Raw genomic sequence first — 13,048 nt, 5'->3', positions numbered from 1 at the left:
AGGGAGATGACATGCAAGCCGATGACCAACAATTGGCCGCAGATACCGCGCTGTTGCAACTGGGGCGTCGTCTTCAGGCGGATGGATACCACTTCACCACGGTGACGCCGCTGACACACCGTCGGGTCAATGAGCGTGCGGCTTCGAAAACCGCGACCACCTTGCGCGATGTGTTTGGTTGGAGCCGACTCTTTACGCCATCGCTGATGTCCGCCGACGAACTGGAGCAGATGCGCCAAGCAGGCGTTATCGAGGAGAGGCCTAAGGGAATGCTGAGCAAGGTTCGCTGGTCGAGCCTGGGTGATTTGCTGTTGGTCCACTCCGGCTTTCCAACCACCGCCAACGACGCGGTTTTTTTTGGTCCCGACACCTATCGATTTGCCCAAGTGATCGAAGCCTATCTGCAAAGTAGCTTCCACGACATCAACCACGTGATCGACATTGGTTGTGGCTCTGGCGCCGGCGCCATTCTCGTTGCCAAAGCCCGGCGCGAAGCGCAAGTGTTGGCGACGGACATCAACCCCATGGCCCTACGCATGACCTCGGTCAACGCCGCGCTGGCCGGGGTCAGCAACGTATCGTGTCAGCACAGCAATGTGCTGCGAGACGTCATTGGCACCTTCGACCTCATCGTCGCGAATCCGCCCTACATGAAAGACCCCGGCCAGCGCGCCTACCGTCACGGCGGGGGTGATCTGGGGGCTGAATTATCACGGCGTATCGTAGAAGAAGCCCTGCCAAGGCTATCGGTGGGCGGCTCGCTGCTGCTGTACACCGGGGTCGCCATGGTTGACGGTAACGATCCGTTTATCGCGGCTTTGAAAGATCAATTGGACCAGCCGGATTACACCTGGACCTACCGTGAACTGGACCCAGACGTCTTCGGTGAGGAACTGGCGACCCAAGGTTATGAGAACGTCGACCGAATCGCAGCGGTGGCCCTGACTGTGACGCGGCAGGGTTGATGGAGTGGGTTAACCCGGCCCATTATTTGCGGGCCGGGTTTGCTACCGAACGTCTAAACCGCCACCGCATCCACCGCATACCCATTCGGATTCAAGCACTGCCAACGCCAGGCATCTTCAAGCATGCAGTTCAAATCCCGTTTCGATTCCCAACCCAATTCTTCGCGGGCTTTGCTTGGGTCTGACCAGCACTGGGCGATGTCACCGCTGCGCCGTGGCTCGACGCTGACCGGCATGCGTTTACCAACGACGTTTTCGAAGGCGCGGAGCACTTCCAGTACTGAATAACCACGACCGGTGCCGAGGTTCCAGGTTGAGATTCCCGGTTGGTTGCGCAGGCGTTTGAGCGCCATCAAATGACCTTCGGCCAAGTCCACCACGTGCAGGTAATCGCGAATCCCGGTGCCGTCCGGTGTGGGGTAGTCGTCGCCGTAGATACGCAGTACCGGCAATTGCTTCAGGGCCACTTGGAGCAAATACGGCAGCAGGTTATTCGGGATGTTTTTCGGCGCTTCACCCAGCAGACCGGAAGGGTGCGCACCAATAGGGTTGAAGTAGCGCAGCAGGCCGATGGCCCAGCGTGGATCCGAGTGCGCCACGCTGCGCATCACATGTTCGGCCATGAGTTTTGAATGGCCGTAAGGATTGGTTGGCGAACCCAGTTCGGCACTTTCGCTGATGGGCATGCTTTCGCTCTCGCCATACACCGTGGCCGATGAACTGAACACCAGGGTGAACACCCCGGCATGGGCCATTGCCTGGCACAGGGTCACGCTGCCGCTGACGTTGGTTTCGAAATACCGGAGAGGTTCGCGGACGCTTTCACCTACCGCTTTTAATCCGGCGAAATGCATCACCGCATCGATTGGATAGGTGGCGAATACTTTGTCCAGTAAACGTCGATTTCGCACGTCCCCCAACACAAATTGTGGTCGGGTCCCGACCAGGCGGGCGACCCGTTCCAAGGACACTCTGGAGCTGTTGCACAGATTGTCCAACACCACGACTTCATACCCGTTTTGCAGCAATGCAAGCACTGCATGCGCGCCTATATAGCCCGCACCCCCGGTCACTAGAATCATTGGGTATTCCTCGAACCTGCAAACACTCATTGACCGGCAACGCGGACAGCCCAACCGAGCAGCGGCCTGATCGAGCTGACGTGCGCCGCTGTATACCGGGCAATAAATGCTGACGGTTCGCACAGGATTCTCGCTGCTCTTGAATAGTCGGAGAGCAAGGTTCAGCACGAGTTCAGCGCAGGTTACTGACCGGTGGTGACGCTTCGTCGCTTCGTTTTTATTTGCGCTGAACGCCTGTGCCAGAGGGTCACTCCCATAGGAGTAACAGGGGGTTTTACCGGGTGTCTTGCGTCTGGCTGACAGTGTTGTTGCCTTCATGGGTATCTGCATATCCGTTGCACGATTATTGGGTGTTAGCCCTCGTTGGTAGGTAAGAGGTAGTAATAACGAGATACGTAAAGACGTCTTTCCAGAGGAAGAAAAGATGGAAGAAGCCCAGACGCAATACCCCGACGCTCTTGATGATCAACAAGAGATTTCCCAAGCCATTGAGGCACTCACCGCCAACCTGCGACCGACGTTGTTGTGCTTGTCGCATTTGCGCTGGGGATTTGTTTATCAGCGTCCGCAGCATTTGATGTCGCGCTTTACCCAGGACTATCAGGTGCTTTTTTTTGAAGAGCCGTTGCGCTCGGACCGGTCGGACGCCTGGCTTGAAGAGCAGGTGCAAGCGAGTGGCGTCAAGGTGCTTATCCCCCACGTCCCGAACGGTTTAAGGGCCGAGGCGGTGATTCAACTCCAGCGTCAATTAATCGACACTTATTTGGCCGCACATCCGCCTCTGGAATTACTGCTGTGGTACTTCACGCCCATGAGCCTTGCCTTCACTGAACATTTGCAGGCCCAGGTCACGGTGTTCGATTGCATGGATGAGTTGTCCGCGTTCAAAGGTGCACCGCCCGATTTGCTCGAGAAAGAACGCCAGTTGCTGGAGCGCGCCGACGTGGTATTCACGGGCGGTTATAGCCTTTGGGAAGCGAAGCGCGGTCAGCACGGCAACGTCCACCCAATGCCCAGCAGCGTCGACGTCGAGCATTTTGCCAAGGCCCGGACCATCACCGTCGAACCTGCTGATCAACGCGCCATCGCTCATCCGCGCCTGGGTTTTTTTGGTGTTATCGATGAGCGTTTCGACAGTGAGCTGTTGGCTGGATTGGCCGTGGAATATCCGCACTGGCAGTTCGTATTGATTGGACCGGTGGTGAAAATCGATCCCGCGTGTCTGCCCCGCATGAGCAATATTCACTATTTGGGCGGCAAGGATTACGCACAACTGCCGGATTACCTCAGTGGCTGGGACGTGGCACTGATGCCGTTTGCGATCAATGAATCCACGCGGTTCATCAGCCCGACCAAAACTCCTGAATACCTGGCGGGCGGCTGCCCGGTGGTGTCGACGCCGATCATCGACGTCGGGCGCATGTACGGCAACAGCCCCGTGGTTCGGATCGCCGGCGCTGCCGAGGATTTTGCCTCGGCGATCAAAGCGGCATTGGCGGACCGCAGTGATTTGCAAACCCTGTATCGGCACGCGGATGAAGCGTTAGAAGGCCAGTCTTGGGACCATACCTGGACCCAGATCAAGGAGCAGATCGCATGCCTAAAATAACCTTGGAGATGGCTGAGCAAGCCTGTCGTTACGACTATTTAATTGTCGGCGCCGGGTTTGCTGGAAGCGTGCTAGCGGAGCGGTTGGCGGCCGGGCTCGGCAAGCGAGTGTTGCTCATCGATCGCCGTGAGCACGTTGGCGGCAATGCTTACGACCACTACAACGACGCCGGAATTTTGGTCCATCGTTACGGACCGCATATCTTTCATACCAACGCCCAGCGCATTGTCGATTACTTGTCTGAGTTCACCGAGTGGCGTCCCTATGAGCATCGAGTGTTGGCACAAGTCGACGAGCACCTGCTGCCGATTCCCATCAACTTGACGACCCTCAATGGCCTGTATGGATTATCGCTGACCGAAGCGCAGGCGCAGGATTTTCTCGCCCGTCGTGCGGAGCCGGTGGCTGATATTCGCACCTCGCAAGACGTGGTGATTAATCAGATCGGCCGCGAGCTGTATGAGAAGTTTTTCCGGGGCTATACCCGCAAGCAATGGGGCCTGGATCCTTCTGAGTTGGATAAATCGGTCACCTCGAGAATACCGACCCGCACCACCACGGATGATCGCTATTTCACCGACACTTTCCAAATGATGCCGCTGCACGGCTATACGCACATGTTTGAGCGCATGCTAGATCATCCGGGCATCGACATCATGCTTGATACCGATTTTGAAGACGTGCGCGAGCGCGTGAGCTATCGGCACTTGGTGTATTGCGGTCCGATCGATGAGTTCTTTGGTCACAGCCTCGGTCGATTGCCGTACCGCTCGTTGCGCTTTCACCATGAAACCGTGAATCAGGAACAGTTCCAATCAGTGGCGGTGGTCAACTACCCCGCAGAGACGGTGTCCTACACCCGGATCACTGAATACAAACATTTGACCGGGCAGGAACACCCGCTGACCAGCCTCACTTATGAATTTCCCTGTGACGACGGCGATCCCTATTACCCGATCCCGCGCCCGGAAAATGCCGAACTGTATGCGCGCTACAAAGCGCTCGCTGAAGAAACCCCCGAGGTGACATTTCTTGGGCGCTTAGGGACGTATAAGTACTACAACATGGATCAAGTAGTAGGTCAGGCATTGGCGTTATACAAGCGGATCGCCGATGCAGAGACCACCGCCAGTGAAGCGCTGGCAGCGGCAGGGCAGCCCGCCCCTGTGGGGGAGTGAGCATGCACCAGGCGAAACTGTTCGACAGTTTTTTCATGGGTGGTTTCGAGTGTTCAACTCACCGTCGGCGGGATGGGCAACGCCTCGACCTCATACATTCGAGTGGCCATGATCGATGGGCCGGTGCGGATTACGCGCAACTGGCGACGACAGGTATCAACACGGTTCGGGATGGGCTGCGCTGGTATTTGATCGAGCGCCAATCAGGTCGTTACGACTGGAGCAGCTTTTTGCCGATGCTGCGGGCGGCCAATGTGCAGAGGACGCAGGTTATTTGGGACCTGTCTCACTACGGCTGTCCCGAAGGCTTGGACATCTGGCGCCCGGAGTTCGTTGACCGGTTCGCCCGTTTTGCCGCGGCCGTGGCGACCCTGGTGCGGGAAGAGTCGGATCAGATTCCGTTTTATTCGCTTGTGAACGAGATGTCTTTTTGGTCTTGGGCGGGCGGTGATGTCGGTTATTTCGAACCGAACGCTCACGGACGTGGACTGGAACTCAAGCATCAATTGGTGCGGGCCAGCATTGCAGCTATCGAATCGGTTCGGGCAGTGGAGCCTCGGGCGCGCTTTGTCCAGACCGATCCGATTATTCATGTACTGCCTGACAGTCCAAGTCACCAAGACACGGCGGCGGCCGAAGGCTATCGAATGTCACAGTTCGAAGCTTGGGATTTATTGACCGGTGAGCGCTGGCCAGGTCTGGGGGGCAAACCCGAGTACCTGGACATCGTTGGCGTTAACTATTACCCGCACAACCAATGGATTCTCAGCGGTTCTCGAATCTTTCGCGGCGACTCACGTTACCGTCCGCTGGTCGGCATGCTGGCTGAAACCTGGCGGCGTTATCAACGGCCGATGGTGATCACTGAAACCGGTTCAGAAGGCCATGACCGGGCGAGTTGGATGAGGTACATCTGCGAACAAGTGACACTGGCCATGGCGCGCGGCGTCCCGATTGAGGGCATCTGTTGGTACCCGATCCTCGATTACCCAGGCTGGGACGATGATCGGCATTGCCCGGCCGGGCTGCTGGGCTATGCCGATGGGGAAGGGAGACGACCGCTGGATGAATCACTGTCGCTGGAGCTTCAGGCCCAGCAGCGGCAATTCGCTCTGCTGGACAGTAAGCCGGCCATGGAGGCTCTCCTATTCGATAACCAGTCCCAGTAGATGAGCCGTGATCGGGCCGCGAACCGACAGTTGCCCGGCACGCCTTTTTGCGCCGGCCCTGGCAGTTTGGCGGCCTGTTTGACTGGTGATCGGTGCGGCGATATCCGCGGTGGCGGTGCAATACAGATGCAATTGCGGGTGGATGTCATGACCATTGGCGGGGTGTACGGTGCCTTTGGGTCGCCCAGGCCTTGCCGCAAAAAAGGCACCCGTGAAACCACGCGTCGCTTCATGACTGAAAACCGACTGCTGAGACTGATGTTGGCGGAACTCGCCTCCTAAGGCGGTATCCACCGATGGAGTGCCAAATGGATGTCCATCGATGGCCGTAACCGTACAAGGTGGACAATGAGCGCACCGGACAACAACGAAACAGCCGTCGTGGGCGGGTGTGAGCCAGCGCCCCCCGTGCGAAGGTTGAGCCTTGGCGCGCTCAACGGAAGCGTCGCACTGCCCAAGGCCCGGCATTGGTTCCGGCGACTGCTGGCCTTTACCGGACCGGGTTACATGGTAGCGGTGGGCTACATGGACCCCGGCAACTGGGCCACCGACATCGCGGGCGGCTCGCAGTTTGGCTATTTGCTGTTGTCGGTCATTTTGTTATCGAGCCTGATGGCCATTCTCTTGCAAGCGCTGGCTGCACGACTGGGTATTGTCACAGGCCTGGACTTGGCGCAGGCCTGTCGTGAGCACTACAGCAGGCCGGTGTGTATCGCGCTGTGGCTAGCCTGTGAAAGTGCCATCGTCGCTTGCGATCTGGCCGAGGTGATCGGCACCGCCATTGCCTTGAACCTGCTGTTTGGCCTGCCACTGTTGTGGGGGGTCATTATATCGGTCGCCGATGTATTTCTTATTCTGATGCTCATGGGGCGCGGCTTTCGTTCCCTGGAAGCGTTCGTGATTGCCTTGTTGACCCTTATTTTTGTCTGCTTTGGCGTGCAAATGCTGTTGGTCCATCCGTCCATCGGCGACATCGTGGCGGGGTTCATCCCACACACCCAGATCGTCACCGATCCCATTGCGCTGTATTTGGCCATTGGTATCATTGGCGCCACCGTGATGCCGCATAACCTCTACTTGCACTCGTCCATCGTTCAAACCCGCGCTTACCCACGGACCCTTGCCGGGCGAAAAGTCGGGCTACGTTGGGCTGTCCTGGACAGCAGTGTGGCGTTGATGCTCGCGCTGTTTGTTAACGCCGCGATTCTGATCACGGCGGCCGAAGTGTTCCACAAAGCCGGTCGCACCGACGTGTTGGACATTGAACAGGCCTACCACTTGCTCTCACCCATGCTCGGCGTCGGCGTTGCATCCACCCTGTTTGCCGTGGCGTTGCTGGCATCGGGTATCAATTCGACGGTGACGGCGACGCTGGCCGGGCAGATTGTGATGGAGGGTTTTCTCGAACTGCGAGTGCCAGATTGGATGCGCCGTCTGTTGACCCGAGGGTTGGCGGTTATTCCGGTGATTGCCGTAACCAGTCTGTACGGACCCAGTGGGACCACCAAGTTATTAGTGTTCAGTCAGGTCGTGCTGTCGATGCAGTTACCGTTCGCCGTGATTCCGTTAGTGCGGTTTGTTTCAAATCGAAAACTGATGGGTGATTTTGTGACAGGGCGCTGGTTGACGTTTATCGCCTGGGGCGTTGCTCTGCTGATTGTGGTTTTAAATGTCGAACTGTTAGTTATTACCTTTATTGAATGATGGCGTAACAGTTTCATTTTAATGGCAATTGAGTTCCAGTCCTTGTCACAATATGCCATTTGTCAGTTACTCACATTCTCTTAAAACTATTTTGCAAAAGACGATTCGTAGATAAAGCGGGGAGGTATTACTCCGCTAAAAATAAATATGAGGATTGCAATCATGCCTAACAGTGGAAACTCTAACCAAGGTAATCAAGGTGGTTTCTCAAATGATCGCGACAAGGCTTCTGACGCCAGCAAGAAAGGGGGTCAAAGCAATGCTTCTCAGCAGGATCGCGATAAAACGTCGGGAGCAGGCAAAAAAGGTGGCGACACCGGCCAAAGCAATACCCGCAAGCCATAAGTAAGCAGGATGTACGAGCGGGGGCCAACCCTGCTCGTACCAAATTCCACATTTTCTATTTTTTCCAGAAAGATAGTTGCGCAGTTGGCTGGACCTTTCACCACGATAAGCAATCATTAGTCCATGAATACCCAAAAAGGAACTGTGCATGCTTATCCGGTCACTGGCACTTGCTACATTATTCACGGCTGTTGTCGGCGCCGCGCTGGCCGCCGACAGCGACGATCCCTTGGCTCAAGATCGCGGTCAGTCGCGCCCGTTGATTATCATCGCCTCAAGCTCCGTCGACCCCACGGTGGTTAGTTGGAAAAAGGCGTTAGACGAGCCAGCCAATCGTGCTGCTTTCAACGAACGCCACATGGTGCTTTATACCGTGATCAATCTGATGGGCCAGCGCGACGGTAAAAGCATGGACGCACAAACCACAATGGCGTTGATTCGCGAATTGAAAATCGGTGCGGGGGGCGAGGCACGGGTGATTCTGGTGGGCAAAGACGGCGAAAAGAAAATTGAACATTCCGGCCCAATTGATCCGAAGGAGATTTTTGCCGCTATCGATCAGATGCCCATGCGCGAAAAAGAGGCTTCCGCGCCGGCCACTTCGGTCACGACTCCAACGCCTGCGCCGGATGCAGCAGCGCAGACCAGTACCAAAACCAGCAAATCAACCAAAACCGGGAAAGCGCCGCCAGCGCCACCCAAGTCGTTGGATGACTGATCGATTATTTTCGGGCTGAAGTGGTGCGCTTGGCAGCGGCAGGCTTACCTGACACCGGCTTACGTTTTTTCTTCCAGGCAGCGCCGGTACGCCCCGAGGGGCTGGCCGGACCGCTGATGGTCAATTGCAATCCGGTACAGCGCGCGACCTGTTTGGTCATCCACGCCGATTGCTTGGCAACGAAATCTTCCAGGGTCATCTCTCCACTTTGCACCATGTCCAAGGCCTGCTCCCAAATCGCAGTAGTCCCTGGATCGGCAATGGCGCGGGGCACGGCGTCGATCAGGCTGAACGCAGCGGGGGACGCGGCCAACGCTTTGCCGACTTTGTTCAGGTAACCCCGGTCGAGCAGCCCCTGAATGATCCCGGCGCGGGTCGCTTCAGTACCAATGCCGGTGGTGTCCTTCAGTTTTTGCTTGAGCCGAGGATCGCTGACCAGCTTGGCGACGTTCTTCATGGCCTTGATCAAATCGCCTTCGGTGAACGGCTTTGGCGGCTGGGTCCACATATCCTTCAGTGTGACGTTTTCAACCACGCACTCCTGGCCCTCTCTAAGCGCGGGCAATGCTTGAGGCGCAGGCGCTTCCTGGCCTTTGCTGGGCGCCATGGCTTGCGGCAAGGCGCGTTTCCAACCGGGTTCGACGATGCATTTACCGACCGCACGCAAGCTTTGCCCGGCGCACTCAAAATCGGCCTGGGTTCGATCAAATTCATGGTTTGGCAGAAATTGCGCCAGATAACGTGCGCGGATCAAGGTGTAAACCGCCCGTTGTTTGCTGGCCAAGCGGTTCAGGTCCACGGTGGCCGCCGTGGGAATAATGCCATGGTGGGCGCTGACCTTGGCGTCGTTCCAAGCCCGCGAGCGGCGCTTTGGGTCGAGGTGCTTCATCAGGTCAGCCAAGCCCGGATCCGCTCGACCCAAGCCGGCCACTATCGCCGGGGCCTCAGCGTGTTGGCTCAGTGGCAGAAAGCCGCAATCACTGCGTGGGTAAGTGATGATTTTGTATTGCTCATAAAGCGACTGGGCGATGTCCAGGGTTTCCTGTGCGCCGAGCCCGAGCTTCTTTGAGCAGACTTCCTGCAATGTGCCCAGATCAAACAGCAACGGCGGCGCTTCCCGCATCCGTTCGGTTTTCAGCTTGACCACCCGCGCGGTCGCTGTGGCGCGCAAAGCGGCTGCCGCCTCATTGGCCAGTGCCGGGTTTTGGCAACGGCCCTGTTCATCACAGCTATCGTCCGGGGCAATCCACTGGGCAGTGAACGAGGTGCCGTCGCTGAGCAACTGAACGTCGATGGACCAGTACGCAACGGGCACAAAATCGGCGATGCTACGGTCTCGGTCCACCACAAGGCGCAAGGTCGGCGTTTGCACCCGGCCTACCGGCAAGACACCCTGATAGCCGGACTGACGGCCGAGCAAGGTGAACAGGCGGCTCATGTTCATGCCAATCAACCAGTCGGCGCGGGACCGGCCCAAGGCTGAGTGATAAAGGCTGAAGGTCTCGGCACCGGGTTTCAGCGCCCCCAGGGCTTTGCGAATGGAGGCGTCGTCCAGCGCCGAAAGCCACAAACGCTGAATTGGCCCGCGATAGCGACAATGCTCCACCAGTTCCCGGGCAATCATCTCGCCCTCACGGTCGGCATCGGTGGCGATGATCAATTCCTGAGCGTCGCCGAGCAAGCGTTTGACAGCTTTGAATTGGCTGGCGGTTTTTGGCTTGACCAGCATCTTCCATTTCGCCGGAACAATCGGCAAATCAGCCAACACCCAGCGTTTGTAGCGCTCGTCATAGGCATCGGGCGGCGCGGCTTCCAACAAATGACCGATGCACCAGGTCACCGTGATATCCGGCCCGAGCCAACAGCCGTCGCCGCGCCGGGTAGCACCGAGCACTTTGGCGATGTCTTTGGCCTGAGAAGGTTTTTCGCACAGGAACAGCCGCATGGTCATCGATCTTTCATTGCTGCGGGAAGTGCGTGCAGCATGCGCAGTGTTGGCTTATCAGGCAAGCGTTATCTGTATGGATATACAGGTTTAGCTCGGTGGACTCATGGGTACGGGAGTCAGGACGGGCTCCCCGGCGAAATGCGCAGTCAGGTTTTGCAGCGCGAGCTGTGCGGTTGCAGCCACTGCTTCGGGCGAACGGCCAGCAATGTGCGGGGTGAAGATGATGTTGGTCAGCGTCGAAAATTCAGACGGCACGTGGGGCTCGCCATCCAGTACGTCCAGCGCTGCCCCGGCGATTTGATTTTGTTGCAATGCAGCGATCAGCGCGGCGGTGTCGACAACGCTGCCCCGGCAGATATTGATCAGAAAACCGCTTGGGCCCAGCGCCGCCAATACCGGTGCATTGACCAGGTGCCGGGTGGCTGCGCCGCCGGGGGTGGCGACCACCATAAAGTCGGCCCACGTGGCCAGCGCTTCCGGGGTCGCGCAATAGGTGTACGGCGAGTCAGCCAGTGGTGTGCGGTTGTGGTAGCTGATCTGCATGTTGAAACCGTTGGCGGCCCGTTGCGCGATTTGCCGGCCAATGTTGCCGAGCCCGAGAATACCAAGTTTTTTGCCCGAGACCATCGGGCGCGGCTGGCGTGACTGCGCCCACTCGCCACGGCGTACTGCAGCGTCTGCCTGGGGAATGCCACGGGCGATGGACATCAATAGCGCCATGGCATGGTCGGCGACTGAGGCGTCGTTAGTGCCGGCACCGTTGGTCACCACAATGTTTCGTGACAGGGCGGCAGGCAAGTCGATTTTCTCGTAGCCGGCGCCCAGGGCGCAGATGATTTCCAGCGCGGGAAACATTGCGATTTCGTCAGCGGTGAATCCGGTAGAACCATTGGTCAACACCGCGCGGATCTCGGTGCCGTACGTGCCGATAGCGTTGGCTCGATCATTGGGCGTCGTCGCCAGGCACAGCACAAATCCAGCGGATTCAAAACGGGATAAACCATCTGGATTGACGTCAATCAGGATCAGTAGAGGTATCGACATGTTTATCTCCCGTACCTTTTATTAATTTCTGTAGGAGCCAACTTGTTGGCGAGGCGATCAACGCTTCCCGAATAAATTCGGTCCCACAGGTTAGGTAATGCACGGATTTGTGAGTGCCGAAGGCTGCGATCAGATTTCAGTGCCTACTATCCCGTGCCCGTGTCTGCCGACATCTCTGTGGGAGTTGGCTCGCCGACGAAATCGTCATTGCAAGCGCCCCAGCTTTCAGGTCGACATCAACGGCCCGATTACCGGCCTCTTCGCAGGCAAGCCTGCTCCCACAGTGTCTTTGCGGTTTGTCGGTGGGACCGAATTCATTCGGGGAGGGCGCGACGCGGTGTTTCGGGGACACTCGGCAATCCAAAAAATGCCCGTGCGCAATCGGTGGTGTGCACGGCCACCTCTTCCAAACTTTCTTCACGGTGCAGCGCCACTTCGCGCAAGACTTCGGTGAGATAAGCCGGTTCATTGCGGCCGTTTTTCGGTTTTGGTCGCAAGCTGCGCGGCAGCAAATACGGCGCGTCGCTTTCGAGCATCAATCGGCCTCGTGGGATGTCTTTTACCAGCGGGTGCAAGTGCGTACCGCGACGCTCATCGCAAATCCAGCCGGTGATGCCGATGTACAGATCCAAATCCAAGTAGCTGAACAGCGCGCGCTGCTCGCCAGTAAAGCAATGGACGACGGCGGCAGGCAGGCGGTCGCGGTAGTCACGAAGTATTTCCAACAACCGTTGATTGGCATCCCGCTCGTGCAAGAACACCGGCAGTTGCAGCTCAACCGCTAACGCCAAATGCTCTTCCAGCACCTTTTCTTGTTGCGAACGCGGGGAGAAGTCGCGGTTGAAGTCGAGCCCGCATTCACCGACCGCGCGCACCCGCGCCTCTTTCAACAGCGCTCGTAACTGGCGTTCGCTGTCGGAGGTCCAATCACTGGCCGAATGCGGATGAATACCGGCGGTGCAAAACAGCCGCTGAGCGGACTCGTCGAGCCTGAGGCACAGCTCCAGCGACTGCTCGCTGCTTTCAATGTGCGTACCGGTCAACACCAACTGACTGACACCCGATTCGTAAGCGCGATCAAGGACCGCTTGCTCCTTATTGGCAAAGCTGGAGTTGGTCAGGTTGACGCCAATGTCGATGAGTTGCATGGTGCTACCTCAGGCCGAAGGCTGGTGAGAATATCAGACCTGAGCCGATATCAAAAAAACACAGCAGTTATAGCTGGTTGGAACACGTTGTTGAAGTGCTTTAGTCGTTTCGATGGGTCGCTGACTCGCGTCTACACT

The 13,048-nt window shown here is 57.4% G+C and carries 12 protein-coding genes; 8 read left to right on the top strand and 4 right to left on the bottom strand.

What is annotated here, in order from left to right; all coding sequences use genetic code 11:
- The first annotated feature begins 11 nt into the window (after positions 1 to 11).
- Positions 12 to 965 carry a class I SAM-dependent methyltransferase gene (locus tag RHM65_RS19955; protein WP_322169812.1) on the top strand — a complete coding sequence of 318 codons (954 nt, stop codon included), beginning with the start codon at positions 12 to 14 and terminating at the stop codon, positions 963 to 965.
- A 53-nt stretch (positions 966 to 1,018) separates the two neighbouring features.
- On the opposite strand, the gene galE is transcribed toward RHM65_RS19955, so the two are convergent.
- On the bottom strand, positions 1,019 to 2,047 hold the full coding sequence (gene galE / locus RHM65_RS19950) for a UDP-glucose 4-epimerase GalE (RefSeq protein ID WP_322183928.1): 1,029 nt from the start codon (positions 2,045 to 2,047) through the stop codon (positions 1,019 to 1,021).
- A 424-nt stretch (positions 2,048 to 2,471) separates the two neighbouring features.
- Between galE and RHM65_RS19945 the strand changes: the two genes are divergently transcribed.
- The 7 genes from RHM65_RS19945 to RHM65_RS19915 all read left to right on the top strand — a co-directional run bounded on the left by RHM65_RS19945 (position 2,472) and on the right by RHM65_RS19915 (position 8,770).
- On the top strand, positions 2,472 to 3,656 hold the full coding sequence (locus RHM65_RS19945; protein WP_322169818.1) for a glycosyltransferase family 1 protein: 1,185 nt from the start codon (positions 2,472 to 2,474) through the stop codon (positions 3,654 to 3,656).
- Entirely contained in the window at positions 3,644 to 4,834 is a 1,191-nt protein-coding gene (gene glf / locus RHM65_RS19940; protein WP_322169821.1) for a UDP-galactopyranose mutase, read from the top strand. Before RHM65_RS19945 ends, glf begins: the two co-directional genes overlap by 13 nt.
- Positions 4,835 to 4,836: 2 nt before the next feature.
- Positions 4,837 to 6,003, top strand: coding sequence for a beta-glucosidase (locus RHM65_RS19935; RefSeq protein ID WP_322169824.1), 1,167 nt, complete (start codon positions 4,837 to 4,839; stop codon positions 6,001 to 6,003).
- Entirely contained in the window at positions 6,004 to 6,285 is a 282-nt protein-coding gene (locus RHM65_RS19930) for a hypothetical protein (protein ID WP_322169826.1), read from the top strand.
- A gap of 66 nt (positions 6,286 to 6,351) precedes the next feature.
- Positions 6,352 to 7,707, top strand: coding sequence for an Nramp family divalent metal transporter (locus RHM65_RS19925; RefSeq protein ID WP_322169827.1), 1,356 nt, complete (start codon positions 6,352 to 6,354; stop codon positions 7,705 to 7,707).
- A 162-nt stretch (positions 7,708 to 7,869) separates the two neighbouring features.
- Positions 7,870 to 8,052, top strand: a complete 183-nt coding sequence (locus RHM65_RS19920) for a KGG domain-containing protein (RefSeq protein WP_322169829.1) — start codon at positions 7,870 to 7,872, stop codon at positions 8,050 to 8,052.
- 148 nt (positions 8,053 to 8,200) lie between these two features.
- Positions 8,201 to 8,770, top strand: coding sequence for a DUF4174 domain-containing protein (locus RHM65_RS19915; protein ID WP_322169831.1), 570 nt, complete (start codon positions 8,201 to 8,203; stop codon positions 8,768 to 8,770).
- A 4-nt stretch (positions 8,771 to 8,774) separates the two neighbouring features.
- Here RHM65_RS19915 and RHM65_RS19910 read toward each other — a convergent pair whose 3' ends face one another.
- From RHM65_RS19910 to RHM65_RS19900, 3 genes are all read right to left on the bottom strand, one after another.
- Positions 8,775 to 10,715, bottom strand: coding sequence for a DNA topoisomerase III (locus RHM65_RS19910; protein WP_322170908.1), 1,941 nt, complete (start codon positions 10,713 to 10,715; stop codon positions 8,775 to 8,777).
- 90 nt (positions 10,716 to 10,805) lie between these two features.
- Positions 10,806 to 11,762, bottom strand: a complete 957-nt coding sequence (locus RHM65_RS19905; protein ID WP_322169833.1) for a 2-hydroxyacid dehydrogenase — start codon at positions 11,760 to 11,762, stop codon at positions 10,806 to 10,808.
- Positions 11,763 to 12,076: 314 nt separating this feature from the next.
- Positions 12,077 to 12,910, bottom strand: a complete 834-nt coding sequence (locus RHM65_RS19900; protein ID WP_322169835.1) for a TatD family hydrolase — start codon at positions 12,908 to 12,910, stop codon at positions 12,077 to 12,079.
- Positions 12,911 to 13,048 lie beyond the last annotated feature (138 nt).

The sequence above is a fragment of the Pseudomonas sp. CCI4.2 genome (genome assembly GCF_034350045.1).
Classification (GTDB): domain Bacteria; phylum Pseudomonadota; class Gammaproteobacteria; order Pseudomonadales; family Pseudomonadaceae; genus Aquipseudomonas.
Note: the sequence above shows the minus strand (reverse complement) of the source record. Positions and strands in the feature narration are given on the sequence as shown.

Bases quoted from the DNA above. Each gene is read 5' to 3' on its own strand.
- glf (WP_322169821.1), top strand. From the start codon at position 3,644: ATGCCTAAAATAACCTTGGAGATGGCTGAGCAAGCCTGTCGTTACGAC.
- RHM65_RS19945 (WP_322169818.1), top strand. From the start codon at position 2,472: ATGGAAGAAGCCCAGACGCAATACCCCGACGCTCTTGATGATCAACAA.
- RHM65_RS19930 (WP_322169826.1), top strand. From the start codon at position 6,004: ATGAGCCGTGATCGGGCCGCGAACCGACAGTTGCCCGGCACGCCTTTT.
- RHM65_RS19915 (WP_322169831.1), top strand. From the start codon at position 8,201: ATGCTTATCCGGTCACTGGCACTTGCTACATTATTCACGGCTGTTGTC.
- RHM65_RS19920 (WP_322169829.1), top strand. From the start codon at position 7,870: ATGCCTAACAGTGGAAACTCTAACCAAGGTAATCAAGGTGGTTTCTCA.
- RHM65_RS19905 (WP_322169833.1), bottom strand. From the start codon at position 11,762: ATGTCGATACCTCTACTGATCCTGATTGACGTCAATCCAGATGGTTTA.
- RHM65_RS19955 (WP_322169812.1), top strand. From the start codon at position 12: ATGCAAGCCGATGACCAACAATTGGCCGCAGATACCGCGCTGTTGCAA.
- galE (WP_322183928.1), bottom strand. From the start codon at position 2,047: ATGATTCTAGTGACCGGGGGTGCGGGCTATATAGGCGCGCATGCAGTG.
- RHM65_RS19935 (WP_322169824.1), top strand. From the start codon at position 4,837: ATGCACCAGGCGAAACTGTTCGACAGTTTTTTCATGGGTGGTTTCGAG.
- RHM65_RS19925 (WP_322169827.1), top strand. From the start codon at position 6,352: ATGAGCGCACCGGACAACAACGAAACAGCCGTCGTGGGCGGGTGTGAG.
- RHM65_RS19900 (WP_322169835.1), bottom strand. From the start codon at position 12,910: ATGCAACTCATCGACATTGGCGTCAACCTGACCAACTCCAGCTTTGCC.
- RHM65_RS19910 (WP_322170908.1), bottom strand. From the start codon at position 10,715: ATGCGGCTGTTCCTGTGCGAAAAACCTTCTCAGGCCAAAGACATCGCC.